This is a genomic window from Pseudomonas sp. MBLB4136 (assembly GCF_051904765.1).
Lineage (GTDB): Bacteria > Pseudomonadota > Gammaproteobacteria > Pseudomonadales > Pseudomonadaceae > Aquipseudomonas.
The window spans coordinates 4,319,409-4,336,257 of sequence record NZ_CP196713.1 but is presented as its reverse complement, the minus strand read 5'-3'; the positions used below and the strand labels follow the sequence as shown (position 1 = coordinate 4,336,257).

9 protein-coding genes are annotated in these 16,849 nt (G+C 66.7%); 5 read left to right on the top strand and 4 right to left on the bottom strand.

The genetic code is table 11. The features are described 5' to 3' along the window. Positions 1-20 precede the first annotated feature (20 nt). Genes ACSX1D_RS19865 through ACSX1D_RS19855 form a run of 3 tightly spaced genes read left to right on the top strand, consistent with a single transcriptional unit; the run spans position 21 to position 8,860 of the window. Entirely contained in the window at positions 21-7,343 is a 7,323-nt protein-coding gene (locus tag ACSX1D_RS19865) for an Hpt domain-containing protein (RefSeq protein WP_439860103.1), read from the top strand. Further along, entirely contained in the window at positions 7,340-8,359 is a 1,020-nt protein-coding gene (locus ACSX1D_RS19860; RefSeq protein WP_439860102.1) for a chemotaxis protein CheB, read from the top strand. Before ACSX1D_RS19865 ends, ACSX1D_RS19860 begins: the two co-directional genes overlap by 4 nt. 30 nt (positions 8,360-8,389) lie before the next feature. After that, the gene (locus ACSX1D_RS19855) at positions 8,390-8,860 is read left to right on the top strand and encodes a chemotaxis protein CheW (RefSeq protein ID WP_439860101.1); all 471 of its coding nucleotides are present in this window, start codon (positions 8,390-8,392) and stop codon (positions 8,858-8,860) included. Between the two features lie 202 nt (positions 8,861-9,062). On the opposite strand, the gene ACSX1D_RS19850 is transcribed toward ACSX1D_RS19855, so the two are convergent. From ACSX1D_RS19850 to ACSX1D_RS19840, 3 genes are all read right to left on the bottom strand, one after another. After that, the gene (locus tag ACSX1D_RS19850) at positions 9,063-10,547 is read right to left on the bottom strand and encodes an alanine/glycine:cation symporter family protein (protein WP_439860100.1); all 1,485 of its coding nucleotides are present in this window, start codon (positions 10,545-10,547) and stop codon (positions 9,063-9,065) included. Positions 10,548-10,739: 192 nt separating this feature from the next. Then, positions 10,740-11,459: a 16S rRNA (uracil(1498)-N(3))-methyltransferase gene (locus tag ACSX1D_RS19845; protein ID WP_439860099.1), complete on the bottom strand. Its 720-nt coding sequence runs from the start codon at positions 11,457-11,459 to the stop codon at positions 10,740-10,742. A 90-nt stretch (positions 11,460-11,549) separates the two neighbouring features. After that, positions 11,550-12,956, bottom strand: coding sequence for an adenosylmethionine--8-amino-7-oxononanoate transaminase (locus tag ACSX1D_RS19840; protein WP_439860098.1), 1,407 nt, complete (start codon positions 12,954-12,956; stop codon positions 11,550-11,552). A gap of 312 nt (positions 12,957-13,268) precedes the next feature. Here ACSX1D_RS19840 and ACSX1D_RS19835 point away from each other — a divergent pair, with 312 nt between their 5' ends. After that, complete coding sequence (locus ACSX1D_RS19835) at positions 13,269-13,814, top strand: cytochrome b (RefSeq protein ID WP_439860097.1); 546 nt, start codon at positions 13,269-13,271, stop codon at positions 13,812-13,814. 62 nt (positions 13,815-13,876) lie between these two features. Beyond that, the gene (locus ACSX1D_RS19830) at positions 13,877-14,455 is read left to right on the top strand and encodes a YceI family protein (protein WP_208707298.1); all 579 of its coding nucleotides are present in this window, start codon (positions 13,877-13,879) and stop codon (positions 14,453-14,455) included. A 99-nt stretch (positions 14,456-14,554) separates the two neighbouring features. On the opposite strand, the gene ACSX1D_RS19825 is transcribed toward ACSX1D_RS19830, so the two are convergent. Further along, a complete protein-coding gene (locus tag ACSX1D_RS19825; RefSeq protein WP_439860096.1) occupies positions 14,555-16,360 on the bottom strand; it encodes a DEAD/DEAH box helicase in 1,806 nt (601 codons plus the stop codon). Between the last annotated feature and the right edge of the window lie 489 nt (positions 16,361-16,849).

Below are 16,849 nucleotides of genomic sequence, written 5' to 3'. Positions count from 1 at the left end.
GCTTTATGAGTGGAGTGGCTATGGGTGATCGGCACGACTATGTCGCCCTGGAGTGGGTCAAGGGCGAAATCGCGGAAACCCTGAAGCAGGCGCGTCAGGCCCTGGAGGCGTTCGTCGAAAATCCGCAGGACTCGACGCGCATGCGTTTCTGCCTGACCTATGTGCATCAGGTGCACGGTACCCTGCAGATGGTCGAGTTCTACGGCGCGGCCTTGCTCGCCGAGGAAATGGAGCACCTGGCCCAGGCCCTGATGGAGGGCCGCGTGGCCAACCAGGGCGAGGCGCTGGAAGTGCTGATGCAGGCGATCCTGCAGCTGCCGACCTATCTCGACCGGATCCAGACCGCGCGCCGCGACCTGCCGATGGTCGTGTTGCCGCTGCTCAACGACCTGCGAGCCGCCCGCGGCGAGAAGCTGCTGTCGGAAACCAGTCTGTTCTCCCCGGACATGTCCGCCCGTGCCCCGGCGCTGTCGGTCGAGTCCCTGGCCCAGCTGCGCACCGCCGAGTTGCCGGTGCTGCTGCGCAAGCTGCGACAGATGTTGCAGGTGGCCCTGGTCGGGGTGATCCGCAACCAAGATCTGGGCACCAACCTGGGCTACATGGCGCGGGTCTTCGCGCGTCTGGAAACCCTGTGCAAGGGGGCTCCGCTCGGTCCGCTCTGGCAGATCGCCTCCGGTCTGGTCGAGGGACTGGCCAATGGCAGTGTGGTCAACGGTACCTCGGTGCGCACCCTGCTACGTCAGGTCGACAAGGAACTCAAGCGCCTGCTGGAGCAGGGGGCCGACGGTATCAACCAGCCGGCGTCCGACGAGCTGACCAAGAACCTGCTGTTCTATGTCGCCAAGGCGCCGGCGCAGTCGCCGCGGATTCGTAGCCTGAAGGAACAATACCGGCTCGACGATGCCCTGCCGACCAACGAGGTGGTGGACGAGGAGCGGGCCCGCCTGGCCGGCCCCGATCGCGATGCCATGCGCTCGGTGGTCGCAGCCCTGTGCGAGGAGCTGGTGCGGGTCAAGGACAGCCTCGACCTGTTCGTGCGCAGTGATCGCAGTCACGTGGCCGAGCTCGATGCCCTGCTGGCGCCGCTCAAGCAGATCGCCGACACCCTGGCGGTGCTGGGCTTTGCCCAGCCGCGCAAGGTCATAGTCGACCAGATCGATGTGGTCCACGGCCTGTCCCTGGGCCAGCGCCAGCCCGACGATGCCGTGCTGATGGATGTCGCCGGTGCCCTGCTGTACGTCGAAGCGACGCTGGCGGGCATGGTCGGCCCGGCGGAGGATGCCGGCCGCGAGGACAGCCATCTGCCGACCACCGACGTGGCGCAGATCCATCAGCTGGTGATCAAGGAAGCACGCAATGGCTTGGAGCAGGCCAAGGACGCGATCATCGAGTTCATTGCCTCGCAGTGGAACCACGAACATCTGGCCCGGGTGCCCGAGCTGCTGACCCAGGTGCGCGGCGGCCTCGGCATGATCCCGCTGCAACGCGCGGCGGACCTGCTGAAGGCCTGCAATCGCTACATCGAGGAGCAGCTGCTGGCGCGCAAGGCCGTGCCCAACTGGCAGCACCTCGACACCCTTGCCGACGCCATCACCAGCGTCGAGTATTACCTCGAGCGACTGGCCGAGGATCACGCCAGTCAGGGCGATCTGATCCTCGATGTGGCCGAGGAGAGTCTCGAGAGCCTCGGCTATCCGCTCAAGGAGAAGCCGTCGATCCTCGATCGGGTCGAGCAACCAGAGCCGGCACCTGCTCCCTTGGCCGACCCGCTGGACGACATCGAGGTGCTGGCCGAAGAAGCGCCCACAGCCCTGGACCCCGAGGCGCAGGAGGGTCGCGAGTCGCTCGAAGCGTTGGCGGATGACGAGTTGAGCGCGGAGTTCGCCGAACTTGGCACCGCACCGACCGCCGAGGATTGCTCGGCGGATGAGCCGCCATCCCTGTCCGAGCAGGCCGAAGCTGTACCGAGCGAGCTTCTCGAGGCCGCGCCCGAGACCGAGGTGGAGAGCTCGCCGGCACTGGAGGACGAGGCAGCGGGCGAGGCGCCGCTTGCGTTCGATGGCCTGCAACTGGATGAACTGGACCTGCAAGAGCCGGCCAGCCCTGGGCACTGGGACGAGGATGAACTGGCGGCCCTGGAGATTCCCGAGGTCGAACTGCCCAGCGCGCCGACACCGAGCGAGGGCGACGCCGAGGAGCAGGTGCCTGAGGCTGACAAGCCGCTGTCGCTGGCCGATGTCATGGCCGCACCGCAGCAGGCGATCAACCCGCCTGCCGGCGAAGTGCCGCCCAGCCTGCTGCCGCCGCCGGCCGATGAGGAGCCGATCGACGAGGAGCTGGCGGAGGTCTTTATCGAGGAGGCCGGGGAAGTCCTGGAGACCATCGGCCAGTTCCTGCCGCAGTGGTGCGCCGATACGGCAAACAAGGATGCCCTGGTCGAGGTGCGCCGCGCCTTCCACACCCTCAAGGGAAGCGGGCGCATGGTCCGTGCGCTGGTTATCGGCGAGCTGGCCTGGTCGATCGAGAACCTGCTCAACCGCGTGCTCGATCGCAGTATTCAGCCCGATGCCGAAGTGCAGCGGGTGGTCGGCGAGGTGGTCGAGGTGATGCCGGCGCTGGTCGAGGAGTTCGCTGCCAATGCTCAGCGCCAGCGCGATGACGTCGATCTGCTCGCGGCCTCTGCCCATGCCCTGGCCAAGGGTGAAAGCCTCCCAAAGTCTGACGCCCCGGTTGCGCCGGTAGCCGCGCCAGCGGGCGAAAGCGAGGCTACCGCCGCGTTGGAGGAAATCGGCGAGACGCTCGACCCGCAACTGCTGGAGATCTTCCGCAACGAAGCGGAAACCCACCTCGATACCCTGGTCGGCTTCCTCGCCGATTGCGCCCAGGAGCTGCCGCAGCCGGTCACCGACGACCTTCAGCGCGCCCTGCATACGCTCAAGGGCAGCGCCTACATGGCCGGCATATTGCCGGTGGCGGAGATCGCCGCGCCGCTGGAGAAGCTGGTCAAGGAATTCAAGGCCAATCTGATTCCGATGGACATGACCGAGGCCGAGCTGCTGAGCGCCGCCGAGCAGCTGTTCCGTGTCGGCCTCGAGCAGCTGGAGAGTCAGCCCCTGGCGCCGCTACCGGGTGCCCCGGAATTCCTCGAGCGCACCCAGAAGCTGCACCAGGAGCGCCTCGCCGCCGCCGAGAACGGCCGCAAGAGCGAGCAGGGCGAAACGCGCGACCCGCAGCTGATCAGCATCTTCCTTGCCGAGGGCATGGACATCCTGCTGGATGCCGAGGATCTGTTGCGCCGCTGGCACCAGCACCCGTCTGAGCGTCAGGAGCTCAGCGCCCTGCTGGAGGAGCTGACCACCCTGGGGCGTGGCGCCGATATGGCCGAACTGCCGCAGATCGAGGAGCTCTGCGAGGCCCTGCTCGATCTCTACGGCGCGGTTGAGGAGGGCAGTCTGGCGGTCAGCGAGCGCTTCTTCAGCGAAGCCGAGCAAGCCCACGAAGCGCTGATCGGCATGATGGATCAGGTCGCCGCGGGCCTGCAGGTCAGCGCCCAGCCTGAGCGTGTCGCGGCGCTGCGCAGCTTGCTCGGCGAGGCCCTGGATCCGAGCGCCCTGGCCCTGTTGTCCGACGACGGCCAAGGCGGGCTGGAGATAGTCGAACTGGACGAAGCCACCGCCGCGGCAGAGCTGGATCGCTGGACGAGCGACGGCGACGATGAACTGGCGACGGAAGTCGAGCTACAGCTCGAGCAGGCTGTGGACGACACGGAAAGCGCTGCATCCTTCGATGTGCTGGACGAGGAAATGGTGGCGATCTTCCTCGAAGAGGCGGTCGATATCCTGGAAAGTGCCGGCAAGGCACTGGAGCGCTGGCTGGCCGAGCCTGACCAGAAGGCGGCGCTTTCATCCTTGCAGCGCGACCTGCACACCCTCAAGGGGGGCGCCCGGATGGCGCAGATCGGCCCGATCGGCGATCTCGCCCATGAGCTGGAATCCCTGTACGAGGGGCTGCTGGACCGACGTTACAGCCATTCGCAACCCCTCGCCGAGCTGCTGCAGCAAAGCCATGACCGCCTGGCTGTGCTGCTCGAACAGTTGCAGCGCCGCGCCGAGTTGCCGGAGCCGACTGACCTGATTGAGGCGATTCGTGGGTTTCGCCAAGGCCGTACGCCGGACTTGACCCCGGCGCCGAACCTCCCCGAGCCTGCTTGCGAAGCCGAAGCCGAAGCCGAAGCCGAAGCCGAAGCCGAAGCCGAAGCCGAAGCCGAAGCCGAAGCCGAAGCCGAAGCCGAAGCCGAAGCCGAAGCCGAAGCCGAAGCCGAAGCCGAAATCTCGGGAGCTGAGGATGCTCAGGATGCCGAGTGGGAACCCGAGCGTCAGCCCAAACCCGAACCTGAGTCTGAGTCTGAGTCTGAGTCTGAGTCTGAGTCTGAGTCTGAATTTCAGTCCGGGCTCGAGCTGAACGAAAGCGCCGACGTGCCGCGGCCACAAGACGCTTGCGAGGCTGACGAAACACCGGGCGAGCCTCGGCCGGCAGCCGATGAGCGCGATCCGGAGCTGGTGGAGATCTTCCTCGAGGAAGGTTTCGACATCATCGACAGCGCCGGTGCGGCCCTGCAACGCTGGATCGACGACGTCGATAACAGCCTCGAGCTGGAAGCCCTGCAACGCGACCTGCACACCCTCAAGGGTGGCGCGCGGATGGCCGAGATCCGCGAGATCGGCGATCTGGCCCATGAGCTGGAGTTTCTCTACGAAGGCCTGTGCGGCGGCCGGCTGCGGGCCAGCCCGGCGCTCTTTGGCCTGCTGCAGACCTGTCACGACAGTCTCGCCGAGATGCTCGAGGCGGTGCGTGGCCAACGCGCCGTACCCAATGGACAGGCGCTGATCGAAACCATCAAGGGCTTTCGCGCCAACCCGGACGAGCAGCTGAGCATGCCGTCGGCAGTGCAGCTCAAGGCCGTGGACGCGGTCGACGACCACTTCGCTGCCGAGGCCGACATCCTCGATATCTTCATGGAGGAGGCCGACGACCTGGTGGATGCCATGGAACTGGCGCTCGGCCGTTGGGAGGCGAGCCGCGAGGACGCCGGCGCCATCGACGACGTGCTGCGCGTGCTGCACACCCTCAAGGGCGGTGCGCGCTTGGCCGGACAGAGGCGTCTGGGTGACCTGACCCATGACCTGGAACAGCACCTGACCGAGATCCAGCAGCAGGGCGCGCCCTGGCCGGAGAGCCTGTTCCTCGATGTGCAGTCGGGCTTCGAAGGCCTGCAGGCCGAGCTCGACCAGTTGCGCCAGCAGCTGCGCGACAGCGCGGACGGCGCGGCGCCGGCCCCCGCAGAGGAACCAATGCAGGACAGTGCGCCGCGCGCGCCGCAGCTGGCGACGCCGATAGTCGCGGCCAGCGAGCGCCCTGCCCAGGAGCTGGTGGCCAAGGTGCTGCCGTTCATGCAGCGTGCCGAACAGGCCGCCCAGGACGCCGCCGCGCGCCGAGCGCCGCAGGAGCTGGTCAAGGTGCCGGCGGATCTGCTCGAAGGGCTGGTCAACCTGGCGGGCGAGACCTCGATCTTCCGTGGCCGGGTCGAACAGCAGGTCAGTGATTTCGGCTTCACCCTGAGCGAGATGGAGGCGACCATCGACCGGGTGCGCGATCAGCTGCGGCGCCTGGATACCGAGACCCAGGCGCAGATCCTCAGCCGCTACCAGGCCGAGGCCGAACGCGCCGGTTATGAGGATTTCGACCCGCTGGAGATGGACCGCCACTCGCAGCTGCAGCAGCTGTCCCGGGCCCTGTTCGAATCGGCCTCCGACCTGCTCGACCTGAAGGAGACCCTGGCCGCGCGCAATCGCGATGCGGAAACCCTGTTGCTGCAACAGGCGCGGGTCAACACCGAGCTGCAGGAAGGCCTGATGCGCACCCGCATGGTGCCCTTCGACCGCCTGGTGCCGCGCCTGCGGCGGATCGTCCGCCAGGTCGCCGCGGAACTGGGCAAGCAGGTCGAATTCGTCGTCGGCAACGCCGAGGGGGAAATGGACCGCACGGTGCTGGAGCGCATCGTCGCGCCCCTCGAACACATGCTGCGCAACGCCGTCGACCATGGCATCGAGCCGGCCGAAGTGCGTCGCGCCAGCGGCAAGCCGGAACAGGGCAGCATCCGCCTGAGCCTCGGCCGCGAGGGTGGCGACATCGTCCTCAATCTGGCCGACGATGGCGGCGGCATCCGCCTGGAGGCGGTCCGCCGCAAGGCCATCGAGCGGGGCCTGATGGACGAGGAGTCGGACCTTACCGATCACGAGATCCTGCAGTTCATCCTCGAGGCCGGCTTCTCCACGGCGGAGAAGGTCACGCAGATTTCCGGACGGGGCGTGGGCATGGACGTGGTGCACTCGGAGGTCAAGCAGCTCGGTGGCTCGATGAGCATCGACTCGACGCCAGGCGAGGGCACTCGCTTCAGCATTCGCCTGCCGTTCACCGTGTCGGTCAACCGGGCGCTGATGGTGCTGTCCGGCGAGGATCTGTATGCGATTCCGCTGAATACCATCGAGGGCATCGTGCGGGTATCGCCCTTCGAGCTGGAGGCCTACTACCAGCCCGACGCGCCGCGTTTCGAGTATGCCGGTCAGGCCTACGAGCTGCGCTATCTGGGCGACCTGCTGAACAACGGGCAGCAGCCCAAGCTGGTCGGTCAGAGCCTGCCGTTGCCGGTGATCCTGGTGCGCTCCAGCGAGCACGCGGTGGCCGTGCAGGTCGACAGTCTGGCGGGCTCCCGCGAGATCGTGGTGAAGAGCCTCGGACCGCAGTTCGCCGGGGTCCACGGCATCTCCGGCGCAACCATCCTCGGTGACGGCCGGGTGGTGGTGATCCTCGACCTGCTGGCGACCATCCGCGTGCTGCATGCGCACCTGCTCAGCCAGGCCCAGCCGCGGCTGCCGGCCAAGACCGCGAGCGCCGAAGAGGTCGAGGCCGAGCGGCCGACCCTGGTCATGGTGGTGGACGACTCGGTGACCGTTCGCAAGGTCACCAGCCGCCTGCTCGAACGCAACGGCATGAACGTGCTGACGGCCAAGGATGGCGTCGACGCCATCGCCCAGCTGCAGGAGCACAAGCCCGACATCATGCTGCTGGACATCGAGATGCCGCGCATGGACGGCTTCGAGGTAGCGACCCTGGTGCGCCACGACGAGCGGCTGAAGGACCTGCCGATCATCATGATCACCTCGCGTACCGGCGAGAAGCACCGCGAGCGGGCCATGGCCATCGGCGTCAACGAATACCTTGGCAAGCCCTACCAAGAGTCCCTGCTGCTCGACAGCATCCACCAACTGGTCAAACGGAAATGACTGAGAAAAGCGCGGCACGTATTGCGGTCATCGCCGACACCTCGCTGCAGCGCCATGTGCTGCAGCAGGCCCTGAGCGGCAGCGGCTACCAAGTGGTACTCAACAGCGACCCGGCACGCCTGGACGAGGAAGCCCTGGGCTCCTGCGAGACCGATCTGTGGCTGGTCGACCTGGCCCAGTCGGAGGATTCGCCGCTGGTCGACAGCCTGCTCGAGCGAGTCTCGGCACCGGTGCTGTTCGGCGAGGGGCATGCCCCCGAGCGCCACTCGGAGAACTATCCGCGCTGGGAGCGGCGGCTGTTCGGCAAACTGAAGAAACTGGTTGGCGATCCCTCCCAGGCCGTCGGCCCGAGCCTGGCGGCGCTGCTCGCCGAGGCGCAGAGGCCGGTTCGCCTGGAGCTGCCGCAGGCACTGGCGACGTCGCCGCTGACCGCCGGCGAACCGGCGCGTCAGGTCTGGCTGCTGGCCGCCTCGCTTGGCGGTCCGGCGGCGGTCAAGGCCTTTCTCGATGCCCTGCCCGGCGGCTTGCCGGTGGGCTTCGTGTATGCCCAGCATATCGACGCCAGCTTCGAGTCGGCGCTGCCCCAGGCGGTCGGCCGGCACAGCCAGTGGCACGTCAACCCGGCGCGGCATGGCGAAGCGATTCGTTGTGGCGAGGTGGTGGTGGCGCCGATCAGTCGCGAGCTGGGCTTCAGCGACGAGCGTCTGATGCAGATCGCCGAGCGCGGTTGGCCGGAGCCCTACAGCCCGTCGATCGATCAGATGATGCTCAATCTCGCCCAGCATTTCGGTGCCCAGTGCGGGGTCATCAGCTTCAGCGGCATGGGCAGCGACGGCAGCGCCGCGGCGGCCTACGTGCGCCGCCAGGGCGGTGAAATCTGGACCCAGCGCGGCGACAGCTGCGTCTGTCCGAGTATGCCGGACAGCCTGCGCGAGGGCGGCTACAGCAGCTTCAGCGCCGACCCGCGCGAGCTAGCCGCCGCACTGGTCAAGCACCTGGCCGAGCAATGCAGTTAACCGGGACAAGCGCCCGTACAGGACCTAGAGATGAGCCAAGTCGTAGCCACCCAGAACAGTGCCAGCAGCCTGACCGCGTTGCAGGTGCCGCTGGCCGACCGTACTTTGTTGCTACCCAACGTGGCACTCGCCGAGCTGATCCCCTATCGCGCGCCGCAAGTCAGCGCCGGTATGCCGGCCTGGTTCCTCGGGCAGATCGCCTGGCGTGACCTGCGCCTGCCGTTGCTGTCCTTCGAGGCGGCCTCGGACGGCCAGGTGCAGGTCGGCTCCTCTTGTCGGGTGGCGGTGATCAACGCCCTCGGCGGACGGCCCAAGGTCAAGTTCCTGGCCCTGCTGGTGCAGGGGATTCCCCGCTCGATCAAGGTCGATGGCGAGCTGGCGCGCGCGGACGAGGCCCTGGCTCCGCTGGAACTCGATGCGGTGGCCTGGGGCGAAGAGACCCTGAAGATTCCCGACCTGATCGCTCTGGAGCAGAGATTGGCCGACGCCGGCCTGATCTAGCGCCTGTCGCCCCGAGGGCCGCTCGCCGCCTTGGTGAGCGCGCCCGGTTGCTTCCTCTCCCGTTCGCCCGGAAACACCGCTCTCCCACGCCCTGGAGCGCGGCAGACGAGCGCCCGTGGCGCCGTTCATTCGCCCACAAAAAAGCCCCGCGTGCCAGGCTCCAGATCGGCGGAGCGTGGCGCGCGGGGCTTTTCAGTCGCGCTTAGCGGGCGCTTTGCGGCTGCGCTTCAGCGGCGGGCGCTTCGGCGGTGTCGCTGTCTTTCTTGCCGGTCCAGTAGTCGGCGTTCTTGATGCCGAGCTTCTCGGGGTTGAAGACCGGGTCCAGGCCCTGCTTCTTCTGGGCCTCGTAGTCCTTCAGGCAGGTGTAGGCGACCTTGTGCATCAGCAGGATGGCGCCGATGTTCAGCCAGGCCATCATGCCCACGCCCAGATCGCCCAGGCCCCAGGCCAGGTCGGCGGTCTTCACGGTGCCGTAGACGGTGGCCGCGATGATGCCGAACTTCAGCGCCAGGGTCAGCCACGGGCGGTGAATCTTGCGGTTGATGAAGGCGATGTTGGTTTCGGCGATGTAGTAATAGGCGATGATGGTGGTGAAGGCGAAGAAGAACAGGGCGATGGCCACGAAGTAGGAACCGAAGCCCGGCAGGATATTCTCCATGGCGGTCTGCACGTAGCCAGGGCCGGCCGCGACGCCGGCGATGCCGATGTGCAGCGCTTCGCCGTCAGGACCTTGCACGTTGTACTGGCCGGTGATCAGCAGCATGAAGGCAGTGGCCGAGCAGACGAACAGGGTGTCGACGTACACGGAGAAGGCCTGCACCAGGCCCTGCTTGGCCGGGTGGCTGACCGCCGCGGCGCTGGATGCGTGCGGGCCGGTGCCCTGGCCTGCTTCGTTGGAGTACACGCCGCGCTTCACGCCCCACATGATGGCCAGGCCGAGGATCGCGCCGAAGCCGGCCTGCATGCCGAAGGCACTTTCGATGATCAGGGCGACCACGCCAGGCAGTTGCTCGATGTTCAGACCGATGATCACGCAGGCGACGATGATGTAGCTCAGGGCCATGAAGGGCACCACGACCTCGGCGAAGGTGGCGATGCGCTTGATGCCGCCGAAGATGATCAGGCCCAGCATGACTGCCAGCACGGCTGCGGTGGTGCTCGGCTCGATGCCCATGGCGTTGTTCAGGCCGTTGCCAATCGAGTTGGCCTGTACGCCCGGCAGCAGCAGGCCGCAAGCCAGTACGGTGACCAGGGCGAAGACCCAGGCGTACCACTTCATGCCCAGGCCCTTCTCGATGTAGAAGGCCGGACCGCCGCGGTGCTGGCCGTCGATGTCTTCCTTGTAGACCTGGCCCAGGGTCGATTCGATAAAGGCCGAGCTGGCGCCGAGGAAGGCAACCATCCACATCCAGAACACGGCGCCCGGGCCGCCGAAGGTGATGGCAGTGGCCACGCCGGCGATGTTACCGGTACCGACACGACCGGCGAGGGTCATGGTCAGGGCCTGGAAGGAGGAAATGCCGTGGCTGCTGGTGCGCTTGGCGAAGACCAGGCGAATCATTTCCTTAAAGTGGCGCACCTGGAGGAAGCGGCCTCGCAGGGTGAAATACAGGCCCACGCCGAGGCACAGGTAGATCAGTGCCGGGCTCCAGACGAGACCGTTGAGGCTATTGACTAGATCATTCATCGCAGAACGCTCCGTGCCATCTCAAGCTGCGGCGCTCTTATGGAGTCGCAGTCCTGTTATGGCTTTTGTAGTTGTAGGGGAGACTCGTTGGCTTGGCGAAGTACTCGCCGTACCGGGTGCCACGTCGTGCCTGGATAGGGGCAGGTCGCGGGCGGCGCACAAGATAGCCAGATTGAGACGAGAGTTCCAGCCCTAAAAGTCGCCCCACAGCTGCTGAGCGACGGACAGCGCTACCACCGGCGCGGTCTCGGTGCGTAGCACCCGTGGGCCGAGGCGGGCGGCGAGGAAACCGGCGGCCTTGGCCTGCGCCACCTCGGCTTCCGCCAGGCCGCCCTCAGGGCCGATGAGAAACGCCAGGGACTGCGGTCGGGCATGGCTGACCAGGGGCTCTGCCACCGGGTGCAGCACCAGCTTGAGCTGCGCCTCGACCCGCTGCAGCCAGTCGCCGAGGGCAATCGGCGGGTGGATGAGCGGCAGCACCGAGCGGCCGCACTGCTCGCAGGCGCTGATCGCCACCTGGCGCCAGTGGGCCATGCGCTTGTCGGCGCGCTCATCCTTCAGCCGGACTTCGCAGCGCTCGCTGACGATCGGGCTGATGTCACTGGCACCCAGCTCCGTGGCCTTCTGGATCGCCCAGTCCATGCGCTCGCCACGTGACAGGCCCTGGCCCAGGTGAATGCTCAGGGGCGATTCGGCCAGGCCGGCAAAGCGCTCGCGCAGCTCGACCCGCACGTTCTTCTTGCCGACCTCGATCAGCTCGCCGAGAAATTCCTGGCCGCTGCCGTCGAACAGCTGCACGGCATCGCCGGCGGCGTGGCGCAGCACGCGGCCGATGTAGTGGGCCTGGGCTTCCGGCAGCTGGTGTTGGCCGAGGGACAGGGGGGCGTCGATGAAGAAACGGGAGAGGCGCATGGGACTGAAGGGTAGGCCGTGGACGGAAAGCGCCAAGCTTACCCTTATCGGTGACCCGCTTGTAGGGTGCGGGCCACCTGCCACCGGGGCTCAGCCCGGGTCGCGGAAGTCGACGCGGGCGCCGCTGGGCAGCGCCACGCTGACCGACTGACGGGTGGCGATGTCGATGCCTTCGCTGGCCACCTCGGCGAGGAAGTCTATCTGCTCCGGGGTGATCACGTAGGGCGGCAGGAAGTACACCACGCTGCCCAGAGGGCGCAGCAACGCGCCGCGCTGCAGGGCGTGCTGGTAGACCTTGAGGCCGCGGCGCTCCTGCCAGGGGTAGGCAGTCTTGCTCGCCTTGTCCTGAACCATCTCGACGGCCAGGGCCATGCCCGTCTGGCGCACCTCGGCGACATGGGGGTGATCGGCCAGATGGGCGGTGGCGCTGGCCATACGTGCAGCCAGCTGTCTATTCGCCTCGATCACACCGTCCTGCTCGAAGATGTCCAGGGTGGCCAGGGCCGCGGCGCAGGCCAGGGGATTGCCGGTGTAGCTGTGCGAGTGGAGGAAGGCGCGCAGGGTCGAGTAGTCGTCGTAGAACGCCTGGTAGATGGTGTCGGTGGTCAGGCAGGCGGCGAGCGGCAGGTAGCCGCCGGTCAGGGCCTTGGACAGGCAGAGGAAGTCCGGGCGGATGCCGGCCTGTTCACAGGCGAACATCGTCCCGGTGCGGCCGAAGCCGACGGCGATCTCGTCATGGATCAGGTGCACGCCGTAGCGGTCGCAGGCCTCGCGCAGCAGCCTGAGGTAGATCGGGTGGTACATGCGCATGCCGCCGGCGCCCTGGATCAGCGGCTCGACTATTACCGCGGCGACCTCCCGGTGGTGCTCGGCCAGGCACTGTTCCATGTGGGCGAACATGGCCCGCGAGTGCTCCTCCCAGCCCATCCCTTCCGGGCGGTAGAAGCAGTCCGGGCTGGGGACCTTGAGGGTGTCGAGCAGCAGCGCCTTGTAGGTGTCGGTGAACAGCGAGACGTCGCCGACCGACATCGCCGCCACGGTCTCGCCGTGGTAGCTGTTGCTCAGGGTGATAAAACGCTTCTTCGCAGGCTGGCCGACGTTGAGCCAGTAGTGGAAGCTCATCTTCAGCGCCACTTCGATGCAGGATGAGCCGTTGTCGGCATAGAACACCCGATCCAGACCGGCCGGGGTCATCTTGACCAGGCGCTCGGACAGCTCGACCACCGGTGCATGGCTGAAACCGGCGAGGATCACGTGCTCCAGCTGGTCGACCTGGTCCTTGATGCGCTGGTTGATCCGCGGGTTGGCATGGCCGAACACGTTGACCCACCAGGAGCTGACCGCATCGAGGTAGCGCTTGCCGTCGAAGTCTTCCAGCCACACGCCTTCGCCGCGCTTTATCGGCACCAACGGTAGCTGCTCGTGGTCTTTCATCTGGGTACAGGGGTGCCAGAGCACGGCCAGGTCGCGTTGCATCCAGTGGTCATTCAGGCTCATCGAAACGCTCTCCCAATCATCTGCGGCAAGCCTATCAGATGTGTCCGAGGCTATGGGGCGGGCATCCGCTCGGTTGGCCGCCCGGCGAGGGACTGCCGTTCATCTGCCAAATGCTGCCGTTGGGAGGGCCGCGCAGAACCGGCGCGGCGTTCGTCGACCTAAGGCTGTTGGCACGCGATAAGCCAATTAAGCATCGTATTTCTCGATATTTCAGAGCGAATTTTTTCGCTTTTTATCGAATGCTTTGTTGATAGTCTTGCTGGGTATTTTCCAAGGGCTCGAGGCGAGCCCGCGTTGTGGAGCCGATTCGACATGCAGTGGCGCAACACTTCAGAGCGTTACGGTCTGGTCAGCATAGTGCTGCACTGGCTGGTGGCCGTGGCGGTCTTCGGCCTGTTCGGCCTGGGTTACTGGATGGTCGGCCTGGACTACTACAGCAGCTGGTACAAGACTGCGCCGGAGCTGCACAAGAGCTTCGGCCTGCTGCTGTTCGCGGTGATGCTCGGGCGCATGCTCTGGCGACGGCTCAGCCCGCCGCCGGCGAGCCTGTTGAATCATGGTCGAGTGACCCGTCTGGGCAGCAAGCTAGGGCATGGCTTTCTCTACCTGGGGCTGTTCGTGCTGATGGTCTCCGGCTACCTGATCTCGACCGCCGAGGGGCGTGGCATTCCCGTATTCGGCCTGTTCGAGGTGCCGGCGACCGTCACCGGCATTCCCGGCCAGGAGGATGTCGCCGGGCTGGTGCATGAGTACCTGGCCTGGGCCCTGGTGGTCTTCGCCGGCATCCACGCCCTGGCCGCGCTCAAACACCACTTCATCGATCGCGACGCCACGCTGCGGCGCATGCTCGGGCGCTGATGCGCTCGGCCTTCCGCCAGCTTCCACCTATCGACCCGCACACCCTCACAAGGAGATTCGTCATGTTGAAAAAGACCCTCGCCGCGTTGGCGCTCGGCTCGGCCCTGTTCGGCGCCGGCCAGGCCCTGGCCGCCGATTACGTGATCGACACCAAAGGCCAGCACGCCTTCGTCAACTTCAAGATCAACCACCTGGGTTACAGCTGGCTGTACGGTACCTTCAAGGAGTTCGAAGGCAGCTTCAGCTACGACGAGAAGAATCCGGAAGCCAGCAAGGTCAAGGTCACGCTGGACACTGCCAGCGTCGATACCAATCACGCCGAGCGCGACAAGCACCTTCGAAGCGGCGACTTCCTCAATGTCGGCAAGCATCCGAACGCGACCTTCGAGTCCACGGCGGTGAAAAGCACCGGTGAGGGCACCGCCGATATCACCGGCAACCTGACCCTCAACGGCGTGACCAAGCCGGTGGTCATCGCCGCCACCTTCGTCGGCCAGGGCGAGGATCCGTGGGGCGGCTACCGCGCCGGCTTCTCCGGTTCGACCAAGCTGAAGCTCAAGGACTTCGATATCCAGATGGACCTCGGCCCGGCTTCCCAGGAAGTCGAGCTGATCCTCTCGGTGGAAGGCGTGCGCCAGTAAGCGAGAACGCCCCAACGAAAACGCCGGCCCTCGGGCCGGCGTTTTCGTTTCCGCTGATCAGGCAGGCCCGTTGCGGGGCGCGCCTGTCGGCGTGACGGCTCAGCTGTCGCGGTTGCGCGTCAGCAGGGCCGGCTTCTCGCCCCGAGGGCGGCTGCTCGGCAGTTGGTCGAGCTGCTCCGGGGTGGGGAAGCGGTCGCTGCGCGAACCCTTGTGCATGATCACCGGCTGCTTGTCGCGGGTGCTCTTCACGGCGGGTTCCTGGAGGGGCAGCTCGTCGCGGCCGAGCGAGCTGCTGGCGTCGCGCGGCGGACGCGCGCGACCACCGCCCGTGCGGCCCTGGCCACCCTGACGCTTGCCCTGGCCGGTGCCAGTGCCGCTGTTGCGAGGTCCCTTGCCCTGTCCGCGAGGAGCCTGGGCTGGAGTGCCGGCGGCAGCCGCTGCTGCGGGGCGGCGGCCGCGGTTCTGCGGCTTGTTCTGGTGCGGGCTGACGTAGTCGACCCGGTTGCCGAAGTTGTCGATCTCGTCATCGCGGAACTCGTCCGGCGCACGGTCGGGAGGCAAGGCGGGGATGGCCGCCGCGGCCGGGCGCGCCGCCCGCGGCTGCTGCTGGCCGCGACTCGGCTGGGACTTGGCCTTGCCGCTGTCCTTGCCCTTGTCCTTGCGGCCGCTGCCGTGGCGCTCGCCGCCGGCACCGCCGCCACGTGGTGGGCGCGGCTTCTGCGGTTCGCGGACTTCCGGACGCTCGGCCTCGACCTTGCTGGCATCGAAGCCCATCAGGTCGCCGTCGGCGATCTTCTGCTTGGTCATCCGCTCGATGCCCTTGAGCAGCTTCTCTTCGTCCGGAGCGACCAGCGAGATCGCCTCGCCACTGCGCCCGGCGCGGCCGGTACGGCCGATGCGGTGCACGTAGTCTTCCTCGACGTTCGGCAGCTCGAAGTTGACCACGTGGGGCAGCTGGTCGATGTCCAGGCCGCGGGCGGCGATGTCGGTGGCGACCAGGATGCGCACCTTGTTGGCCTTGAAGTCGGCCAGGGCCTTGGTGCGGGCGTTCTGGCTCTTGTTGCCGTGGATCGCCACCGCCGGCAGGCCGTGCTTGTCGAGGTACTCGGCCAGGCGGTTGGCGCCGTGCTTGGTGCGGGTGAACACCAGCACCTGCTCCCAGGCACCGGCGGTGACCAGGTGGGCGAGCAGGGCACGCTTGTGGCTGGCCTGCAGGCGGAACACGCGCTGCTCGATGCGCTCGACCGTGGTGTTCGGCGGCGTCACTTCGATGCGTTCCGGGTTGTGCAGCAGTTTGCCGGCCAGGTCGGTGATGTCCTTGGAGAAGGTCGCCGAGAACAGCAGGTTCTGACGCTTGCTCGGCAGCTTGGCGAGGACCTTCTTGACGTCGTGGATGAAGCCCATGTCGAGCATGCGGTCGGCTTCATCGAGCACCAGAATCTCGACGTGGGAGAGGTCGATGGCTCTCTGGTTGGCCAGGTCGAGCAGGCGTCCGGGGCAGGCCACCAGGACGTCGACACCCTTGGACAGGGCCTGAATCTGGGGGTTCATGCCAACGCCGCCGAAGATGCAGGCGCTGACGAAATGCAAATCGCGGGCATAGGCCTTGAAGCTGTCATGCACCTGGGCGGCCAGCTCGCGGGTGGGGGTCAAGACCAGCACGCGCGGTTGTTTCGGGCCGTGGCGGTGTTCGCGATCCGGGTGACCGTTGGGGAACAGTCGCTCGAGGATCGGCAGGGCAAAGCCGCCTGTCTTACCTGTACCCGTCTGAGCCGCCACCATCAGGTCGCGACCTTGCAACACGGCGGGAATGGCCCGCTGTTGCACCGGCGTGGGTTGGGTGTAGCCGACGGATTCGACCGCACGGACTAAAGCCTCGGAGAGACCGAGGGAGGCAAAGGACATGTGCAATCCTGTCTAGTGAGGGCGAGGCCCTATGGGGTGTATTGCCTGGCTTGAATCGCGGCGTGGGGCGCGCAATCCCGTCCGGTACTGCTGGCCAACTGGGGGCTAGCATCCGGGCGCAAGCCTGGCGGGGAGGCCCGAGTATAACAGAACAGTGGCCCCGTGGGAGTTTTCGCCTGTCCGCTGGTCCAGGTCTCCTCTGCACTCGCGACTCGGGCCGCTACCAGCCAAGCGCAATGGTCCCTGCAGGAGGCCGCCAGCGCCCGCCTCGGCGTTTCGAGGAGGCCGTTGTCGAGGGGCGGATAGTCCCCCTGGTGGCGGCGGCGCGGTAAAGCTCGACGTGCAAAGTCGCATCGTCTCGGAGATCATGCAGCGCAGTCGTCAGCCCATGTCGCTCGGTCGCGCCGCTAGCGCCGCGGCCGGATAGCTTCGCTCGACCCGGACAAGTGCGGCGCAGCACCGGCAGTGTCCGGGCTCGTGCCCTGGCGA